This is a genomic window from Bradyrhizobium iriomotense (assembly GCF_030160715.1).
In the GTDB taxonomy this organism is placed as follows: Bacteria; Pseudomonadota; Alphaproteobacteria; order Rhizobiales; family Xanthobacteraceae; genus Bradyrhizobium; species Bradyrhizobium iriomotense.
In genome coordinates this window covers 130,711-149,722 of record NZ_BSOW01000011.1, presented here as the reverse complement: position 1 = coordinate 149,722, position 19,012 = coordinate 130,711, and the positions used below count along the sequence as shown (strand labels likewise).

The 19,012-nt window shown below is 64.5% G+C and carries 17 protein-coding genes; 9 read left to right on the top strand and 8 right to left on the bottom strand.

What is annotated here, in order from left to right; all coding sequences use genetic code 11:
* Window positions 1-21: 21 nt before the first annotated feature.
* The 3 genes from QQL28_RS17400 to hpaR all read right to left on the bottom strand — a co-directional run bounded on the left by QQL28_RS17400 (window position 22) and on the right by hpaR (window position 2,696).
* Entirely contained in the window at window positions 22-798 is a 777-nt protein-coding gene (locus QQL28_RS17400) for an HpcH/HpaI aldolase family protein (protein ID WP_284267281.1), read from the bottom strand.
* Between the two features lie 127 nt (window positions 799-925).
* Entirely contained in the window at window positions 926-2,011 is a 1,086-nt protein-coding gene (locus QQL28_RS17395) for a malate/lactate/ureidoglycolate dehydrogenase (RefSeq protein ID WP_284267280.1), read from the bottom strand.
* 163 nt (window positions 2,012-2,174) lie between these two features.
* A complete protein-coding gene (gene hpaR, locus QQL28_RS17390; protein WP_284267279.1) occupies window positions 2,175-2,696 on the bottom strand; it encodes a homoprotocatechuate degradation operon regulator HpaR in 522 nt (173 codons plus the stop codon).
* 114 nt (window positions 2,697-2,810) lie between these two features.
* On the opposite strand from hpaR, the gene hpaH reads away from it, so the two are divergent.
* The 6 genes from hpaH (at window position 2,811) to QQL28_RS17360 (ending at window position 9,371) form a co-directional block, all read left to right on the top strand.
* Entirely contained in the window at window positions 2,811-3,617 is an 807-nt protein-coding gene (gene hpaH, locus QQL28_RS17385; protein ID WP_284267278.1) for a 2-oxo-hept-4-ene-1,7-dioate hydratase, read from the top strand.
* A 29-nt stretch (window positions 3,618-3,646) separates the two neighbouring features.
* The gene (locus QQL28_RS17380) at window positions 3,647-4,045 is read left to right on the top strand and encodes a 5-carboxymethyl-2-hydroxymuconate Delta-isomerase (RefSeq protein WP_284267277.1); all 399 of its coding nucleotides are present in this window, start codon (window positions 3,647-3,649) and stop codon (window positions 4,043-4,045) included.
* Window positions 4,038-5,576, top strand: a complete 1,539-nt coding sequence (hpaE, locus tag QQL28_RS17375) for a 5-carboxymethyl-2-hydroxymuconate semialdehyde dehydrogenase (protein WP_284267276.1) — start codon at window positions 4,038-4,040, stop codon at window positions 5,574-5,576. The genes QQL28_RS17380 and hpaE overlap by 8 nt, the downstream gene beginning before the upstream one ends.
* 119 nt (window positions 5,577-5,695) lie before the next feature.
* Window positions 5,696-6,679 (top strand): 3,4-dihydroxyphenylacetate 2,3-dioxygenase, encoded by a 984-nt coding sequence (hpaD, locus tag QQL28_RS17370; protein ID WP_284267275.1) that lies wholly within the window; start codon window positions 5,696-5,698, stop codon window positions 6,677-6,679.
* Window positions 6,680-6,854: 175 nt separating this feature from the next.
* The gene (locus QQL28_RS17365) at window positions 6,855-7,724 is read left to right on the top strand and encodes a fumarylacetoacetate hydrolase family protein (RefSeq protein WP_284267274.1); all 870 of its coding nucleotides are present in this window, start codon (window positions 6,855-6,857) and stop codon (window positions 7,722-7,724) included.
* Between the two features lie 21 nt (window positions 7,725-7,745).
* Window positions 7,746-9,371, top strand: coding sequence for a thiamine pyrophosphate-dependent enzyme (locus QQL28_RS17360; RefSeq protein ID WP_284267273.1), 1,626 nt, complete (start codon window positions 7,746-7,748; stop codon window positions 9,369-9,371).
* 118 nt (window positions 9,372-9,489) lie between these two features.
* On the opposite strand, the gene alkB is transcribed toward QQL28_RS17360, so the two are convergent.
* The 4 genes from alkB to QQL28_RS17340 form a co-directional block, all read right to left on the bottom strand.
* Entirely contained in the window at window positions 9,490-10,143 is a 654-nt protein-coding gene (gene alkB, locus QQL28_RS17355) for a DNA oxidative demethylase AlkB (protein ID WP_284267272.1), read from the bottom strand.
* Between the two features lie 9 nt (window positions 10,144-10,152).
* Window positions 10,153-10,899, bottom strand: a complete 747-nt coding sequence (locus QQL28_RS17350; RefSeq protein ID WP_431309616.1) for a 2OG-Fe(II) oxygenase — start codon at window positions 10,897-10,899, stop codon at window positions 10,153-10,155.
* A gap of 155 nt (window positions 10,900-11,054) precedes the next feature.
* On the bottom strand, window positions 11,055-11,741 hold the full coding sequence (locus tag QQL28_RS17345; RefSeq protein WP_284267271.1) for a DUF2848 domain-containing protein: 687 nt from the start codon (window positions 11,739-11,741) through the stop codon (window positions 11,055-11,057).
* Entirely contained in the window at window positions 11,734-13,083 is a 1,350-nt protein-coding gene (locus QQL28_RS17340; protein ID WP_284267270.1) for an amidase, read from the bottom strand. The genes QQL28_RS17345 and QQL28_RS17340 overlap by 8 nt, the downstream gene beginning before the upstream one ends.
* Before the next feature lie 191 nt (window positions 13,084-13,274).
* Here QQL28_RS17340 and QQL28_RS17335 point away from each other — a divergent pair, with 191 nt between their 5' ends.
* The 3 genes from QQL28_RS17335 (at window position 13,275) to QQL28_RS17325 (ending at window position 15,872) form a co-directional block, all read left to right on the top strand.
* Window positions 13,275-13,688, top strand: coding sequence for a Zn-ribbon domain-containing OB-fold protein (locus QQL28_RS17335; RefSeq protein ID WP_284267269.1), 414 nt, complete (start codon window positions 13,275-13,277; stop codon window positions 13,686-13,688).
* Between the two features lie 3 nt (window positions 13,689-13,691).
* On the top strand, window positions 13,692-14,831 hold the full coding sequence (locus tag QQL28_RS17330) for a thiolase C-terminal domain-containing protein (protein WP_284267268.1): 1,140 nt from the start codon (window positions 13,692-13,694) through the stop codon (window positions 14,829-14,831).
* Between the two features lie 126 nt (window positions 14,832-14,957).
* Window positions 14,958-15,872, top strand: a complete 915-nt coding sequence (locus tag QQL28_RS17325; RefSeq protein WP_284267267.1) for an SDR family NAD(P)-dependent oxidoreductase — start codon at window positions 14,958-14,960, stop codon at window positions 15,870-15,872.
* A gap of 102 nt (window positions 15,873-15,974) precedes the next feature.
* Here QQL28_RS17325 and ppc read toward each other — a convergent pair whose 3' ends face one another.
* The gene (gene ppc / locus QQL28_RS17320) at window positions 15,975-18,773 is read right to left on the bottom strand and encodes a phosphoenolpyruvate carboxylase (protein ID WP_284267266.1); all 2,799 of its coding nucleotides are present in this window, start codon (window positions 18,771-18,773) and stop codon (window positions 15,975-15,977) included.
* Between the last annotated feature and the right edge of the window lie 239 nt (window positions 18,774-19,012).

Genomic DNA, 19,012 nt, shown 5'->3' with positions numbered 1-19,012 from the left:
CCGCGTCCGGGACACGAGTGACTACGCCTTACCGCCGGAATCCTTCCGGGTCTGGTTCACCTGCAACTTGGCATAGGTCGACATGAGACCAACCTCGTTCGACAGCGTCACCAGCTTGAAGCCCATGTTGATGGCGCGCGCGGCACCTTCCGCGCCGCTGCAATGGATGCCCGCGTTGAGGCCGCGCTTGCCGCACTCCTTGATGATCTTCTCGTAGATCGCGAGGATCTCCGGCTCGGTGCGGTCGAGCTTCGGCTCGAGCCCATAGGAGAAGCCGAGGTCGGACGGGCCAATATAGACGCCGTCGATGCCCTCGACGTCAAGGATCGCTTCCATGTTCTCGACCGCGGTCCTGGTCTCCATCATCGGCAGCAGCACGGTCTCGTCGTTCGCTGTCTTCTGGTAAGTGCCCGCGGTGCCGTACATGCCGGCGCGGATCGGCCCGTTGGAACGCACGCCCTTCGGCGGATATTTCGAATAGGAGACGAGGTTCTTCGCTTCCTCCGGCGTGTTGACCATCGGGCAGATCACGCCATAGGCGCCGCCATCGAGCACCTTGCCGATGATGCCGGGCTCGTTCCAGGGCACACGCACCATCGGCGTCACCGGATGCTTGTCCATCGCCTGGAAGCACTGAACCATCGACAGATAGTCCTGCACGCCGTGCTGCATGTCGACGGTGACGCTGTCGAAGCCGCATTGCGCGATCACCTCGGCCGAGAAGCCGGAGGGAATCGCGAGCCACGCATTGACGACGGCCTTGCCCGACTTCCAGATCTCTTTGACTTTATTCGCCACGTTGCCTTCCTTCCCTGTTGTTCTCACTCACTGTCATTGCGAGCGAAGCAATCCAGAATCTCTCCGCGGTGATGCTCTGGATTGCTTCGTCGTTTGCGCGCCTCGCAATGACGAAGCGCGGCCAAGCCTAGCTCGTCGCCCTCTGAATACTGGTCTCGCTGACGCCGACGTCGCGGGCGGTATTCACTATCGCCGCCCAGGTGTCATCCGGCAAGGGCACGCCGTTCCTGGTGCGCTCGGCCCGGGTCTTCCGTTCGGGGTCGCCGGGGATCAGGACCTGCTCGACGCCGGCCATCGGCTTGGTGGCGCGGATGAAGTCGACATAGCGTGAGACTTCGGCGTCGAAAACATCTGAGGTATCGATCACCTTGGGATCGACAAAGAACGCCAGCATGCCATTGGCGAAGCGGCGGCCGCCGGAGGTGGCGCCGGTTCCGGTCAGCGCGCCGCCGAGCAACTCGCAAACGAACGCAAGGCCTGAGCCCTTGTGCTCGCCAAAGGCGCGAATCGCGCCCGTTCCCTGAGTGTGGTCGCGCGGTCCGCCGGGCGTATAGGGCCCATAGAGAACGACCGGCTCCTCGCTCAGCGTGCCGTCGGAATCCACCAGCGCGCCCTTGGGCAGCTTCTTGCCGCCGCGGCTTGCGACCAGCACCTTGCCTTCGGCAACGATCGAGGTCGCGAAATCCAGCACGATCGGATCCTGGCCCTCGCGCGGGATGCCGACGCAATAGGGCGCGGTCGACAGCCGCTTCTCGACGCCACCGAACGGCGCAACCAGCAGCGAGCCGGCAGCGTTGACGAAATAGACCGAGACCAGCCCCTCAGCCGCGGCCATCTCGGCCCAGTCGCCGACGCGTCCGATATGGCCAGCGTTGCGCAGGGCGACTGCCGCGAGGCCGGCCTTCTTGCACTTCTCGATGCCGATCTTCACCGCCTGCGGTGCAACCGTCTGGCCATAGCCGAACTTGCCGTCGACCACCGCGAGCGAGGGCGTATCGAGCACAACCTCGGCGTTCTGGTTCGGCACCACCGAGCCGATCTTCTTCCAGCGGATATAGACGGGCACGCGGATCACGCCGTGGCTGTCATGGCCGGTAAGATTGGCTGTCGTCAGATAGGTCGCGATACGTCTGGCTTCCTCCGGAGACGACTCCGCATGCGAAAATACGTCCGTGACGAAGTCGATCAGCTTCTGAACGTGAATGGTGACCATAACGGGTCTGTTTGCCTCTTCCTTGTTCCCTGCCGGATGAAGCCGCGGAAGATGCGGCATCAGTGGCGGCGCCGATTTTGGGCAGATCGGCTTGGGCGGCACTTTGAGCGAAAAAAAGCGGCCATGTCCATGGTTCTTGCCGCTTCCGCGCGCATATCTGGTTTCACTCCTCGGCTATTGCCTCATCCACACTTCCAAGTCCTGAAAGACACTGCTCGAGCTCGCCCAGCATCTCCTGAAGCTCGGTGAGCTTTCGTGCGCCAAAGCGTCGCGTGATCTCGGCGTAGATCGCTTCCGACGTCGGCGCCACGACCGCCATCAGCTTCACACCTTTCTCCGAGATCGACACCATGCTGCGGCGCTGATCCTCTTTCGCCGTTTTCCGCTCGATCAGGTGGCGGGCTTCGAGATCGCGCAGGATGCGCGACAGGCTCGGCCCGAGAAGAAACGCCGTGCGCGCGAGTTCCGTGACCTCGACCGCGTCGATGGCCGCGAGCGCGCGCAGGATGCGCCATTGCTGCTCCGTGAGACCATTCTGGCGCAGCGAGGGCCGGAATTGTCGCATCACTGCCTCGCGCGCCCGCAGCAGCGACATCGGTAGCGACCGCGAAAACTCGCGCATCGGCACCTGCCGGGCGGCAGGCGCGCTTCCGTTCGCAGGATCGGCCGGTTTCTTCTTCGCCATGACGCCCAGCCCTCAAATCTTAAAATGTTTGCACTGCAACACGCCCGAATTGGGTTTGACGAATTCACTTAACATGTTAAATATCTCTCGGCACCACGATTTGTAAGATTGCGGATGGCGCTTTCCAACGACGATATCTTGAGCTGCGCGAAACGTCTGCACCAGGCGGAGAAGACGCGTACGCAAATCAGGCAGCTCTCGCAGGACTATCCCGCGATCACTATTGCCGATGCATACGCTATTCAGAAGGCCTGGATCGAGATCAAGCTCGCCGAGGGCCGTATCGTCAAAGGTCACAAGATCGGCCTGACCTCGAAGGCGATGCAGAGCGCGCTCAACATCGACGAGCCGGATTCCGGCGTCCTGCTCGACGACATGTTTTTCGCCGATGGCGGGCTGGTGCCGACGGACCGCTTCATCGGCACCCGCGTGGAAGCCGAGCTTGCCTTCATCATGAGCAAGCGGCTTTCGGGCCCCGACTGCACGATGTTCGACGTACTCAACGCCACCGACTTCGTGGTGCCCGCGCTGGAAATTCTGGACACGCGGATCGAGCGCGTCGATCCCAAGACCAAGGCAACGCGAAAAATATTCGACACCATCGCCGACAATGCGGCCAATGCCGGCATCGTGCTCGGCGGCCGACCGATCCGCCCGCTGGAAGCCGACCTGCGCTGGATCGGAGCGCTCTGTTTCAAGAACGGCCAGCTCGAAGAGACCGGCCTTGCCGCCGGCGTGCTCAATCATCCCGCGACCGCAGTCGCCTGGCTCGCCAACAAGATCGCGCCGCTCGCCCTTGCGCTCGAGCCCGGGCAGGTCGTGCTCGCCGGCTCCTTCATCCGTCCGATCGAGACCCGCACGGGCGACACAATTCAAGCCGACTATGGCGCCTACGGCTCGGTGAGCTGCTACTTCGCCTGACAAACAAGAAGCACAGGGAGTAAACCGCCATGCCGCATTTCACCATCGAATATTCGGCCAATCTCGACGGCCGCGTCGATATGGCCGCGCTGTGCGAGGTCGTGCGCAAGGCGGCGGTGGAGACCGGCATCTTCCCGCTCGGCGGCATCCGCGTCCGCGCAATCAAATGCGAGCACTATGCGATCGCCGATGGAGCCAGGGACCTTGCCTTTCTCGACATGGTGCTGCGCATCGGCGAAGGCCGCGATCTCGCTACCCGCAAGAAAGCCGGCGAGCACGTCTTCCAGACGCTCTCCAGACATCTCGATCCCATCTTCGCCGCCAGCAAGTTCGCCCTGTCGTTCGACATGCAGATCAACGACAAGGAGACGAGCTGGAAGCGCAACAACATCCACGATGCGCTGAAAGCGGAGGCCGCCCATGGATAAGCCCACACCGAAAGGCGATGTCTTCCAGGCCAACCGCGAGCGCGCCGCACCACTGCTGAAAAAGCTGCGCGCCGACGGCATCGGTCACATGATTGACGGCAAGATCGTGGCTTCGATCTCGGGCGAGACCTTCGAGACGAGATCGCCGGTCGATAACGCAACGCTCGCGAGCGTCGCCCGCGGCAACGCCGAGGATATCGACCGCGCCGCGACCGCGGCCGCCCTCGCCTTCAAGCCCTGGCGCGACATGGGGCCCGCGATGCGGCGCAAGCTGCTGCATCGGGTCGCCGACGCCATCGAGGACAATGCCGAAGACATCGCCGTGCTCGAATGCATCGATACGGGTCAGGCCTATCGCTTCATGGCGAAGGCCGCGATCCGCGCCGCCGAGAATTTCCGCTTCTTCGCCGATAAATGCGCGGAGGCGCGCGACGGCCTGAACACGCCGAGCGATGAGCATTGGAACGTCTCCACGCGCGTGCCGATCGGCCCCGTCGGCGTGATCACGCCGTGGAATACGCCGTTCATGCTCTCGACCTGGAAGATCGCGCCAGCGCTCGCCGCCGGCTGCACGGTCGTGCACAAGCCCGCCGAGTGGTCGCCGGTCACGGCCGATCTCCTGGCCAAGCTCGCCAAGCAGGCCGGCATTCCCGACGGCGTGCTCAACACCGTGCACGGTTTTGGCGAAGAAGCCGGCAAGGCGCTGACCGAGCATCCCGCGATCAAGGCGATCGGCTTCGTCGGCGAGAGCGCGACGGGCTCGGCGATCATGAAGCAGGGCGCGCCGACCCTGAAGCGCGTGCATTTCGAGCTCGGCGGCAAAAATCCGGTGATCGTGTTCGACGACGCCGACCTCGACCGTGCGCTCGATGCGGTCGTGTTCATGATCTACTCGCTCAACGGCGAGCGCTGCACCTCGTCCAGCCGCCTTTTGGTCCAGGCGAGCATCGCGGAGAAATTCGTCGAGAAGCTCACCGCGCGCGTGAAGGCGCTGAAGGTCGGCCATCCCCTGGATCCCGCGACCGAGATCGGACCGCTCATCCATGAGCGGCATCTCGCCAAGGTCTGCTCCTATTTCGACGTTGCACGGCAGGACGGCGCAGTCATCGCTGCCGGCGGCAAAGCCCATGACGGCCCCGGCGGCGGGCACTACGTGCAGCCGACGCTGGTGACCGGTGCGCACAGCAAGATGCGCGTCGCGCAGGAGGAGGTGTTTGGCCCGTTCCTCACCGTGCTGCCCTTCCGCGACGAGACCGAAGCCGTCGAGATCGCCAACGACATCCGCTATGGCCTCACCGGCTATGTCTGGACCAACGACATGGGCCGCGGCATGCGCGTCGCAGACGCGCTCGAAGCCGGCATGATCTGGCTGAACTCGGAAAACGTCCGCCATCTGCCGACGCCGTTCGGCGGCATGAAGGCCTCAGGCATCGGCCGCGACGGCGGCGACTATTCGTTCGACTTCTACATGGAAACCAAGCACGTCTCGCTCGCGCGGGGCACGCACAAGATTCAGAAACTGGGAATCTAATCGTCATTCCGGGGCGTGCGAAGCACGAGCCCGGAATCCATTTATCCACCAACTCTGCTGCGCGATGGATTCCGGGTTCGACTCTTCGAGCCGCCCCGGAATGACAAAGGGGAAACGCAATGCCCGCACCGCAACACGTCTTCGAGCCACCCTTCAACATCATCCGCTCGAGCCACGCCGTGCTTGACGTGACCGATCTGAAGCTCAGCCGCGAGTTTTACGAGACCACCGTCGGACTGCATGTCGAGGATGCCGACAACAACGTCGTGTACCTGCGCGGCGCGGAGGAGCATCAGCATCATTCGCTGGTGCTGCGCAAGGCCGCCGTGCCGGCCTGCAACCGCCTCGGCTTCAAGGTCGGCAACGAGAAGGATCTCGACGAGGCGGCTGCCTTCCTCACCGAGAACGGTCTCAAGCACGCGTTCGTCGACCAGCCCTTCCAGGGCCGCACGCTGCAATTCACCGATCCCTTCGGCTTCCAGCTCGAGCTCTACGCATCGATGGAGAAGCGGCCGCATCTGCTCCGGCGCTATGATCTCTACCGGGGATGCCACCCGCAACGGCTCGATCATTTCAACGTCTTCGCCGCCGAAGTGCAGGACACGGTCGATTTCTACGCGCGGCTCGGCTTCCGCCTTACCGAATACGCAGAAGAGGACGGGCCGAATGGCCGTATCGCCGCCGCCTGGATGCATCGCAAGGGCAATGTCCACGACTTCGCCATCACCAACGGCAAAGGACCGCGCCTGCATCATTTCGCCTACTGGACGCCGACGGCGATGAACATCATCCATCTCTGCGACGTGATGGCTTCGGCGGGATTCGTGAAGAACATCGAGCGTGGCCCCGGGCGCCACGGCATCTCCAATGCGTTCTTTCTCTACGTCCGCGATCCCGACGGTCATCGCCTCGAGCTCTACACCAGCGATTATTTTACGGGTGATCACGACCATGAGCCACTGCGCTGGTCGCTGCGCGATCCGCGCCGGCAGACGCTGTGGGGCGCGCCCGCCCCGCGCTCCTGGTTCGAGCAGGGCTCGCCGTTCACGGGCCAGACCGTGCGCGAGCCGAAATTCGTGGCCGACGTCCTGGTGGCGGATTGATGCCGGTGACTAACAAAGACTCTCTCCCCGTCGTCCCGGCGAAAGCCGGGACCCATAACCACAGCAAGAGGTTTGACGAAGACCGGTCGTTCGGGATTGTCATTGCGCCTACACGAAAGATCACGCGGTATGGGTCCCGGCCTTCGCCGGGACGACAACAAATCATGAGCTGCCAATGAGCCTCCCTCGCCTCGCCACCTATTCCGTCAAGGGTGCAGCCAGATATGGTGCCGTCGTCGACGGCGGCATCGTCGATCTGTCCGTGCGCCACGCCAGGGACTATCCGACGTTGCGCGAGGTGATTGCAGCCGGCAAGCTGCTAAGCCTTGCAGACGAAGCTGCCGACCGTATGCCAGATCATGCGATCGCCGACATCACCTGGCTGCCGCCGGTGCCTGCGCCGGAAAAGGTCATCTGCATCGGCGTCAACTATCCCGACCGCAACGCCGAGTACAGGGACGGCCAGGATGCGCCGAATTATCCGAGCATGTTCATGCGCTCGCCCCGTTCCTTCGTCGGCCACGAGACGCCGCTGGTGCGCCCACGCGCCTCCGCGCAGCTCGACTATGAAGGCGAGATCGTGCTGGTGATCGGCAAGGCCGGCCGGCACATTCCGGAAAGTGCCGCACTCGACCACGTCGCGGCGATCACGCTCTGCAACGAGGGCTCGGTGCGCGACTGGCTGCGGCACGCCAAGTTCAATGTCACACAGGGCAAGAATTTCGACTCCAGCGGCAGCCTCGGCCCGTGGCTGGTGCCCTACACGCAGGAATCGCAGCTTGCGGATGTGCGGCTGACCACGCGCGTCAACGGCGAGCTCCGGCAGGACGACCGCACCAGCCGGCTGATGTTCCCCTTCCGCTACCTCATCAACTACATTTCGACCTTTGCGACGCTCGTCCCCGGCGACATCATCGTCACGGGCACGCCGACCGGCGCCGGCGCGCGCTTTGATCCGCCGCGTTATCTCAAGCCCGGTGACGTCGTCGACGTCGAGGCCGAGGGCATCGGCCTGTTGCGCAATGGCGTCGTCGACGAAGCCTGACATCTGGATGGGAAGACAACCATGACCACCCTCACCGGCGGCGAAGCGATCGTAAGCGGCCTTGTCGCCCACGGCGTCGACACCGTGTTCGGCCTGCCGGGCGCGCAGGTCTACGGCCTGTTCGACGCCTTCCACCAGGCGCAGCTCAAAGTGATCGGCGCACGGCACGAGCAGGCATGCGCCTACATGGCCTTCGGCTATGCGCGTGCGAGCGGCAGGCCGGGCGTGTTCAGCGTGGTGCCCGGCCCCGGCGTGCTCAATGCCAGCGCTGCGCTTCTCACCGCCTTCGGCTGCAACGAGCCGGTGCTCTGCGTCACCGGCCAGGTGCCGACAGCCTTTCTCGGCAAGGGCCGCGGCCATCTGCATGAAATGCCGGATCAGCTCGCGACCCTGCGCACCTATGTGAAATGGGCTGACAGGATCGAAGCGCCGGCCAACGCGCCGACCGTCGTCGCGCGCGCGTTCCAGGAAATGATGTCGGGACGTCGCGGCCCCGCCTCGGTCGAGATGCCCTGGGACGTCTTCACGCAGCGCGCCCACACGGCGGCTGCGCAGGTGCTCGCGCCCTTGCCCGCACCGCAGCCCGATCCGGACGCGATCAAGCAGGCGGCGGCGCTGATCAAGGCTGCCAAGGCACCGATGATCTTCGTGGGCAGCGGCGCGATCGACGCGCGCGAGGAAATCCTCGAGCTCGCCGAGATGATCGATGCCCCCGTCGTCGCCTTCCGCAGCGGCCGCGGCATCGTCTCCAATGCGCACGAGCTTGGGCTCACCATGGCGGCCGCCTACAAGCTGTGGCCGAACACTGATCTCATGATCGGTATCGGCACGCGGCTCGAGCTCCCGACCATGTCGCGCTGGCCCTATCGGCCGGATGGCCTGAAATGCATCCGGATTGATATCGATCCGGTCGAGATGCGACGCTATCCGGCCGATACGGCTGTCATTGCCGATGCCAGGGCCGCGACCGCCGATCTTTCCGCCGCCGTGCGCAAGGCTGGCTACATCAAGACCAGTGGCCGCCGCGCCGCGATCCGCGAGGCGACTGCTTCCGCACAAGCGGAGATCCAGCGCATCCAGCCGCAGATGGCGTATCTCAACATCCTGCGCGAGGTGCTGCCGGCGAACGCCATCGTCACGGATGAATTGTCGCAGGTCGGCTTCGCCTCCTGGTACGGCTTTCCGATCTACCAGCCACGCACCTTCATCACCTCGGGCTATCAGGGCACGCTCGGCTCGGGCTTCCCGACCGCGCTCGGCGCAAAGGTCGCCAATCCGGACAAGCCGGTGGTCGCCATCACCGGCGACGGCGGCTTCATGTTCGGCGTGCAGGAGCTTGCCACCGCCGTGCAGTTCAACATCGCCGTGGTGACGCTGGTGTTCAACAACAATGCCTACGGCAACGTGCGGCGCGACCAGCGCGAGCGCTTTGACGGCCGCGTGGTGGCGTCGGATCTCGTCAATCCGGATTTCGTCAAGCTCGCGGAGTCCTTTGGCGTCGCGGCCGCGCGCGTGACCTCACCGGATCATTTCAAGGCCGCACTGGAAAAGGCGCTCGCCCATGGTGGGCCGTATCTGCTGTCGATCGAGGTGCCTCGGGATTCCGAGGTGAGCCCGTGGGCGTTCATCCATCCGCCGAAGCCGTAGTTCCTCATGGTGAGGAGGCGCGTTAGCGCCGTCTCGAACCATGAAGGCCCGGGTCTCGCATCCTGGCCTTCATCCTTCGAGACGCGCGCAAACGCGCTCCTCAGGATGAGGGGATAGGTCAGCGCGTCTTGCGGAAGGTCAGATTAATCCGTTGGCGGCCGAGCAGCGCATGCTCGCCATCGGCGAGCGGCGCGACGCCGTGATAGGCGAGCCGCGTCACACCGCCCCAGACGACGACGTCGCCGTGCACCAGACGGAAGCGGCGCGGCTTGTCGCTCCGCGCCATGCCGCCGAACAGGAAGGTCGCGGGGAGCCCAAGCGAGACCGAGACGATCGGCGCCGAGAGATCCAGCTCGTCCTTGTCCTGATGCAGGGACAGTCGTGTGCCGGGCTCGTAGCGATTGACGAGGCATGCATCAGGCGCGAAGCTGGGAAAACCGCCTTCCTCGGCCGCCCGTCTCGCCAAATCTCGGAATAGCGGTGGCATCGACGGCCAAGGCTGTTCGGACAGCGGATCGATCGGGTCATAACGATAGCCGGTGTGATCGGTGATCCAGCCGCGCTCGCCGCAATTCGTCATCGCCACCGACATCTGGTAGCCGCCGGGCGTCGTCATCTGCCGAAACGACGACTGTGCCGTGATCGCGCGGACGGCGGCGATCAGCTCGTGCTCGATCGTCCCAGCAAATCCACGCAGCAGCACGGCGCCGTCAGCGATATCTTCGCGCGACGGCTGCGCCTCGGCGAGGCTGTCGAACAAATCCGCCGTCAACGGCCGTGCTCACTTTGCATCATGGAAGATCACACCCAGCGTATGGCGTTGTCCGGACCGGATCCGGCTGACGCCGTGGCGCAGATTAACGCGATAGGTGCCGCGCGTCCCCTGCACCGGGCGATGATGCACGGCAAAGGCAACCGCATCGCCCTGCGCGAGCGGCACGACCTCGGCACGCGACTGCATGCGCGGGCGCTGCTCGGTCAGAACGAACTCGCCGCCGGTGAAATCGCGCCCCGGCTCAGAAAGCAGGATCGCAACCTGGATCGGGAACACGTGCTCACCATAGAGATCCTGGTGCAGGCAGTTGTAGTCGCCTGCCTCGTATTGCAGCAACAGCGGCGTCGGCCGGCTCTGGCCCGCCTGGTGGCAGCGCTTCAGGAACGCCGCATGCGCCGCGGGATAACGGATGTCGATCCCCATCGCCTCGTTCCAGCGATTCGCGACGCCGTGCAGATGCGCATACAGCGCCGGCCGCAATTGCGCGATCAGGTCGGGAAGCGGATAGGAGAAATACTTGTACTCGCCGCGGCCGAAACCATGGCGGCCCATCACGATGCGACTGCGGAAATGCGCGTCTTCGGGATACAGCGCGGCGATGTCGCAGCATTCGTCGGGGGTAAGCAGGGCCTTCAGGACGGCACAGCCTTGGGCGTTGAGCTCGTCGGTGATCTGCGCCCAGTCGTGGGCTTCGACGCGGGTGGCGGGAGCAATGGAAGAGGGCTGCTCGGGCTTTCGTGCGGTCATTTTCATGGCGCCCAGCTTCGCACCCCAGGGCTGACGCCGCCACCCGATTTCCGATTGCCCCTCCGTCATTGCGAGCGAAGCGAAGCAATCCAGGCTGCCACCGCGGGACGATTCTGGATTGCTTCGTCGCTTCGCTCCTCGCAATGACGGGAGAACCCCTGTCAGCCCAGCACCGGCAACGTGATCACGTCGTACCCATGCTTGATCGTGCGCTTCAGCACGGGGTCCTCCAACTCGAACTCGAAGCGGTCGGCGGGGCGGATGCCGCCTTTGGCGGCGAAGGTTCCGCCGAACATCGCGCAGCCGTCGGGCAGCCTCTTGCCGTCGAAGCCGCGCGCGATCAGATCGTCGACCGGCAGCATCGCGTCCAGCGTGCCCTCCTGGTAGAGCACGCGCTCGCCATTGATCCAGGCGTAGGAGCGCAGGATCATCCGGTCCCAGTGGCCGATCACCTCCTCGAGTTCCCACAACACCGGCGCGACGACCTTGTCGCACATCTGCTTCGAGACGGTCACGCTGTAGGCCTCGACCTTGCGGTCGGTGTGGTCGGAGCCGCAGCCGACGAAGATACGCCCCTGCCAGCCGATCAGCACGAACTCGACCTCACCGCTGGACTCGCCGCCGCAGCACTCGATGCTGTCTTCCATCGTCAGCCGCCGCGCCGAGACGCGGTAGTAGATCGGCGTCGATGCCGGCCGCGCGATGCCAACGGCCTCGAGCTCGGCGATGTGCTTGTCGCGCGCGACGGGATCGCGGCCGGTCCAGCCGGCAATGACGGCCTGGTCGATCGCAAGTGTCAGCGGGGTTGTCGTGTCCTGGGCATCGACAGTGAAGGTCAGGTCAAACACGGATCACGGCCTCCATGCCGGCAGCAAGCTCGAAAATGCGACGGTCCGATCCGCCCGCGCCCGCCAGCATCAGGCCGACGGGAACCTCGCCCTCGCGATGGGCAGGCAGCGAGATCGCGCAACCGTCGATCATGTTGATCAGGGTGCAGTTGCGTAAGGCACGCAGATTCGCCGTGGTGAATGCCTTGTCGTCGGCAAGATCGGCGATCTTCGGCGGTGTGTTGGCGGTGGTCGGCAGCACCAGCGCGTCATAGGGCGCGATCCGTGCATTGACCCGCGCGATCAGCGAGCGGCGCTCGTTGAGGAGGTCGATATAATCGGCCGCGCTTTGCGCCTCGCCGCGCATGATCCGCACCGCGACGCGGGGGTCATAGACATCGCCCTTGGCCGTGATGAGATAGCGGTGCCAGGCGAAGCTTTCGGCGGCCGCAAAGCCGCCCTTGGCATTCATCGGGCCGATGTCGTGGAATTCCGACATCTCGATGCGCTCGATGGTGGCGCCGTGACTGGCAAGCGTCTCCAGCGCGCGCTCGAAGGTCTGCGCCACGGCTGCATCGAGGTCGTCGAGCGCAATGGTGGTCGGCACCGCCAGCCGCATGCCCTTCACGGGGCGCGGCTTGAGCGGAACGATCGGCTCGTTCGCTAGCACGGCGTCGAGTACGGCACAGCAGCCGACCGTTCGCGCCAACGGTCCGATGCTGTCGAGCGAGAACGACAGCGGCACTGAGCCATCGAGCGGCACGCGACGCTGCGTCGGCTTGTAGCCGACGATGCCGTTAAAGGCCGCCGGGATCCGGCAGGAGCCACCGGTATCGGTACCGAGCGCAGCATGCGCCATGCCGTCGAGCACGGACACCGCCGCGCCCGAGGACGAGCCGCCGGGCACGTGACCTTCGGCCCGGTTCCAGGCGCCCTTCGGCGTGCCGAAATGCGGATTGATGCCGATGCCGGAATAGGCGAACTCGGTCATGTTGGTCCGCCCCATCACGACGAAGCCGGCACGGCGCAGCCGCGCCACCGCCTCCGCGTCGTGCTCCGCCGGATCGGAATCGTCGAGCGCGCGGGACCCGGCGCGCGTCGTCTGCCCCCTGATGTCGAAGAGATCCTTGATCGAGATCGGAATGCCGGCATAGCGCGATGGCGCCGCCTTGACCTTGCGCAAGCCATCCATCGCATCGGCCGCGGCGAGCGCAGTAGCCTTGTCGACATGGATGAAGACGCGTTGGCCTTCGCCCGCCGGATCGGCGATCCTGGCGAGGCATTCCTCAACCAGCTTTCGGGAGGTCGTGCGGCCGCTCTCGAGGTCTTCGGCAAATTTCGCCAGTGTCGGAAAGTTGGGCATGTCTGTCTCACGGAATATTGGCACGCGCAATCTATCGCGCTGGCTCAGTTCGACACAAGCATTGTGCGCGCGACGGTATACTTACCATGCGCGCGCATCGCTGGACCGTTGACGGCCAATGGTCAATTGTCGCATCAAGATCGAAACGGGCGTGCAGCCTGTGCCTTGGGTACTTGGGAGGATCCGCCGCAATGGCCGAACCGCAGCGCGCGCGACCGAAACCGACGCCGGAGACGCAGCATTTCTGGGACGGCACGAAAGCGGGCGAGCTGCGCCTGCAACGCTGCGACGCCTGCGCGCATGTCTATTTCCCGCCGCGTCCTTTCTGCCCGTCTTGCGCCTCGCGCAAGGTCAGCATCTTCAAGGCGAGCGGCAAGGGTTTTCTCTACAGCTACGTGATCAATCATCGCCCCGCGGCGCCGGGCTTCACACCGCCTTACGCGATCGCGGTGGTCGAGCTTGCGGAGGGCCCCCGGATGATGAGCAACATCATCGACTGTCCGCAGACGCCGGAAGCGCTCGAGCTCGACATGAAGCTCGAGGTCGCCTACCAGAAGCTCGACGACGCCATCACCCTCCCCGTGTTCCGTCCGGCGAAGGGATAGGCCATGCGCAGGAACCAGGTCGCCGTCGTGGGCGCGGCCGAGACCGCCGAGCTCGGCGTCATCCCCACCATGTCGCAGCTCCAGCTTCATGCAGATGCGGCGCTCAATGCCATTGCGGACGCCGGGCTGAAACTCTCCGACATCGACGGCTTCGCCACCGCGGTCGAGACGCCGCAGCAGGTCTGCCATTATCTCGGCATCAAGCCGACCTGGGTCGACGGTACCTCGGTCGGCGGCTGCTCCTTCATGCTGCACGTTCGTCACGCCGCGGCAGCGATCGAGGCCGGCCTGTGCAAGACCGTGCTGATCACCCATGCGGAGAGCGGCAAGTCGATGATCGGCAAGCAGCCGCGCTTCACCGCGCCGGACAGCCTCAACGGCCAGTTCGAGGCACCGTTCGGCGTTTACGGCCCACCCAGCATGTTCCCGATTCCCGTGCTGCGCTTCATGAAGACCTACGGCATCACCCATGAGCAGCTTGCGACGGTTGCGGTGGTGCAACGGGAATGGGCCACGAAGAACCCGCGCGCGATGATGAAAGAGCCGATCACGGTCGCCGACGTCCTCAACTCGCGTATGATCGCCTACCCATTCCGTCTTCTTCAGTGCTGCCTCGTCACCGATGGCGGCGGCGCGCTGATCCTGACCTCTGCCGACCGCGCCAGGGATTTTCCGCGCAAGCCCGTCTACATCATGGGCACCGGTGAGAGTGTCGAGACGCCGATGGTCAGCCAGATGGAGACGTTCAACTCCTCGCGTGCCTTCAAGGTCGCGGGCCCTCTTGCCTTCAAGGAGGCCGGTATCGCACACGGGGATGTCGACCATCTCATGATCTACGATGCGTTCGCGCATCTGCCGCTGTTCGGCCTCGGCGACCTCGGCTTCATGCCCTATGAGGAGACTGGCAGGTTCATTGCCGACGGCAACACGCGGCCCGGCGGCAAGCTGCCGCTGAACACCAATGGTGGCGGCCTCTCCTACATGCATTCGGGCATGTACGGCATGTACGCGCTCCAGGAGAGCGTGCGCCAGATGCGCGGCATCGCGCCGGCGCAGGTGCCCAACGCAAGGATTTCGGTCTGCCACGGCGTCGGCGGCATGTTCGCGGCGTCGGGCACGATAGTTTTTACGAACGAACGCTAACCATCTGTCGTTCCGGGATGCGCCGTAGGGCGCAGGCCCGGAATCCATACTCCCGATCGTGGTTATGGATTCCGGACTCGTCGCTTCGCTCCACCCCAGAATGACGAAGACAACAGGAGTACCCACATGACAAAATCACTGCAGGACAAGGTCATCGTCGTCACCGGCGCGGGGCGCGGCATCGGACGGGAGATTGCGCTGCTCTGCGCGGCCGAGGGCGCCAAGGTCGTGGTCAACGATCCCGGCGGCGCGACCGATGGTTCGGGCACGAGCGCGGCGCCCGCCGAAGAGGTGGTCGAGGAAATCAAGAAGCGCGGCGGCACGGCGGTCGCCAATTTCGAGAGCGTCGCGGAAGCCATACCCGCCAGCAGGATCGTGAAGACCGCGACCGATCATTTCGGCCGGCTCGACGGCGTCGTCAACAATGCCGGCATTTTGCGCGACATGATCTTCCACCGCATGAGCGTCGAGGCGTTCGAAGCCGTCATCAAGGTGCACCTGATGGGCTCGTTCTATGTCAGCCACGCCGCCGCGCGGCTGTTCCGCGAACAGGAAAGCGGCTCCTTCGTGCATTTCACCTCGACTTCCGGCCTGATCGGCAATTTTGGACAGGCCAACTATGCCGCGGCCAAGCTCGGCATCGTCGGCCTGTCGAAGTCGATCGCGCTCGACATGAATCGCTTCAACGTGCGATCGAACTGCGTGTCGCCGTTTGCATGGAGCCGGATGATCGGCACCGTTCCGACCGAGACCGAGGCCGAGCAGGCGCGCGTGGCGAAAATCCAGAAGATGGGCCCCGAGCTGATCGCTCCTGTCGTCGCCTATCTTCTCAGCGACGTCGCCAAGGATGTTACGGGACAAATCTTTGCCGTGCGCATGAACGAGATCTTCCTGATGAGCCAGTCGCGTCCGATCCGCTCGGTGCAGAGCAGCGACGGCTGGACACCGCAGTCGATCGCCGAGCACGCGATGCCGGCGCTCAAGGGTTCGTTCTACAAGCTCGATCGCTCGGCCGACATCTTCAGCTGGGATCCGGTGTAATGATGCATCGCCGTCATTCCGGGGCGACTCGCAGAGCCGAACCCGGAATCTCGAGATTCCGGGTTCGCCCTTTCGGGCGCCCCGGAATGACAGGCTGTAAACCTAACCCGTATTCCGCAAGCCCGCCGAGATGCCGTTGATGGTGAGCTGAATGCCGCGCAGCACCTGCTCGTCCGGGTTCTGCGCGCGGTGCTCCTTCAAGAGCTCGACCTGCACGTGGTTGAGCGGATCGAGATAAGGGAAGCGGTGGCGCACCGAGCGCTCGAGCAGAGGATTGCCCTGGAGCAGCCGGTCCTGCCCCATGATGTCGAGCAGCGTCTCGATGCATGAATGCCATTCGCGGCGGATGCGGCCAAAGATCTTTTCGCGCAAGGCTTCGTCCGGCACCAGCTCCGCATAGCGCGAGGCGATCGCAATCGAGCTCTTTGCGAGCACCATGTCCATGTTCGACAGCAGCATGCGGAAGAACGGCCACTCCCGATAGAGCTCTTTGAGGAACGGCATGCCCTTGTCGGGATGTTCCGCGATCCAGGTCTCGACCGCGCTGCCAAAGCCGTACCAGCCGGGCAGCATCAGGCGGCACTGCGCCCAGGAGAAAACCCAGGGGATCGCACGCAGGTCCTCGATCGCGCGGGTCTTCTTGCGCGAGGCCGGTCGGCTGCCGATGTTGAGCGTCGCGATCTCGTTGATCACGGTCGATGACCAGAAATAGTCGACGAAGCCGTCGGTCTCGTAAACGAGGCCGCGATAGGCCTTGAATGCGAGGCTCGACAATTCATCCATCGCGGTCAGATATTCGCGGCGAGGCGCGCTCTGGCGCGGATGCAGCAGGCTCGCCTCTAGCGTCGCGGCGGCGAGGATCTCCAGATTGTTGCGGCCGACTTCGGCGTTGGAATATTTAGACGAGATGATCTCGCCCTGCTCGGTGATGCGGATCTGGCCGTTCACCGCGCCGCCCGGCTGCGCGATGATGGCGTCATAGCTCGGGCCGCCACCGCGGCCGACCGAACCGCCGCGGCCGTGGAACAGACGCAGGCGCACGCCGTGGCGCTCGAACACCTCGACGAGGTTGATCTCGGCCTTGTAGAGCTCCCAGCCCGAGGTGACGAAGCCGCCATCCTTGTTGCTGTCGGAATAGCCGAGCATCACCTCCTGCACGCTGCCGCGGCTGTCGACCAGCCGCCGGTAATCGTGCAGGGACAGCATGCGGTCCATGATGCCGCCCGAGGCCTGCAAGTCCTCGATGGTCTCGAACAGCGGCACGACGTTGATGGCGCTGCGGCCCGACGGGTTGACGAGGCCAACCTCCTTGAGCAGCACGGCCACCTCGAGCATGTCCGACATGCCCTTGCACATCGAGATGATGCATTGGGGAATGGCGTCCGAGCCGAACTTCGCATGCGCCTCCGCGGCGGCATGGAATACGTTGAGCTCGCCCATCGTCTCGTCGGTGTATTTCACGAATTGCGAGACCAGCGAGCGTGTGCTGCGCAATTCGTTGGTGAGCAGCGCAATGCGCGCCTCCTCGCCGAGCGCGAGATAGGACATGCCGGGGTTCGCCGCGTCGATCAGCTCGGCGATGGTGCGCTCGTGCACCGCCGAGTTCTGGCGGATGTCGAGCCGCGCCAGATGGAAGCCGAAACAGTCCACCGCGCGCCGCAACAGCCTCAGCCGGCCGCGCGCGATGACGCGCGCGTTGTTCGAGATCAGCGAGCGGTGCAGCACGTCGAGATCGGCCTGCAATTCCTTGACGCTCTCGTATGGCGCGCCCTTGCCGACCGGCCTTCGCGTGATCTCGACCTGGAGCTTTTCGGCCGTGGCCGTCAGACGCGCATAGATGCCGGAGACCGCGAGGCGATAAGGCTCGCCGCTCCGGTGCGGCGAGGTGTCGGGCGAACGCTCCGCGAGTGCGCGCAGCTCCTCCGAGACGTCGGCAAGATGCGCCGCGATCGACAGCTCCGAGCCGAGCACGTGCAGCTCGTTCAGATAGAACTGCATCACCCGGCTCGATTGCAGCCGCAGCGTGCCGCGCATCACGTCGGCGGTGACGAAGGGATTGCCGTCGCGGTCGCCGCCGATCCAGCTTCCCATGCGCAGGAACGAGGCGAGCTCGGCTGCCGCCTGCTCGCCGCCCTCCTCCAGCCGGTCCTCCAGCACGTTGACGAGGCGGGGAACCTCGCGAAGGAAGGTGTAGTCGTAGAACGACAGGCCGTTGGCGACCTCGTCGAGCACGGTGAGCTTGGTCCGGCGCAACAGATTGGTCTGCCACAGCGTCAGCACCTCGCGCCGCAACTGCTCGTCGCTGGCCGCGGCCTCCTCGGCCGTCATGGCAACGCGCTCGCGGCGATCCAGAAGCGCCGCAACCTCCATCTCACGGTCCATGGTGCTCTTGCGGCGGACCTCGGTCGGGTGCGCCGTCAGCACCGGGCTGACGAGGGCCCCCTTGAAGAAGCGCCGAAGCTCTTCGGCACTCAGGCTCGCTTCCTTCGCGCGCGCCAGCGTCTCCGCAAGCACGCCGGCTCCCGCGCCCTTGGAGGCGCTGCGCGCCCGCATCTGGCGGATGTTGTTGTGGTCCTCGGCGATATTGGCGAGGTGGGAGAAATAGCTGAAGGCACGGACGATGCGCAGAGTATCGGGGATCGACATACCATCGAGGATCTGCTCGAGCTCGCGGCGGGCAAGCCGGTCCTCGTCACGATGGAACCGGATCGAGGTCTGGCGGATGCGCTCGACCAGGTCGAACACGTCGGCGCCCTCCTGGTCCCGCACCGTGTCGCCCAGGATGCGTCCGAGCAGGCGGATGTCGTCGCGCAGCCGTACATCGGCCTCCAGTGCCTGTGCCTCCTCGGCACGGTTGGCACGGTCGCTCGCTGCATCAGATGGTACGGTCTGGAGGGACATGGCTGAATTCCCTTCGAAGTCCCTTGGCTGTCCGGCTCGGCGAGTGTGCAAGTTTTTTGCCGCGGTGCAAGATAAACTTGGAGGCGGCGCACACTGAGAGGCAAAAGGGCAAAGTCGTCAACGCGATTTGCCCGGCGGGGACAAGCGACTTCTTTTTTATCGAAATCAACCCCATGCAAAGTAGGGCTTGCCCGACGCCTCAAACCAGAAACACAAGATGTTGTGGCCCGGATGAGCGA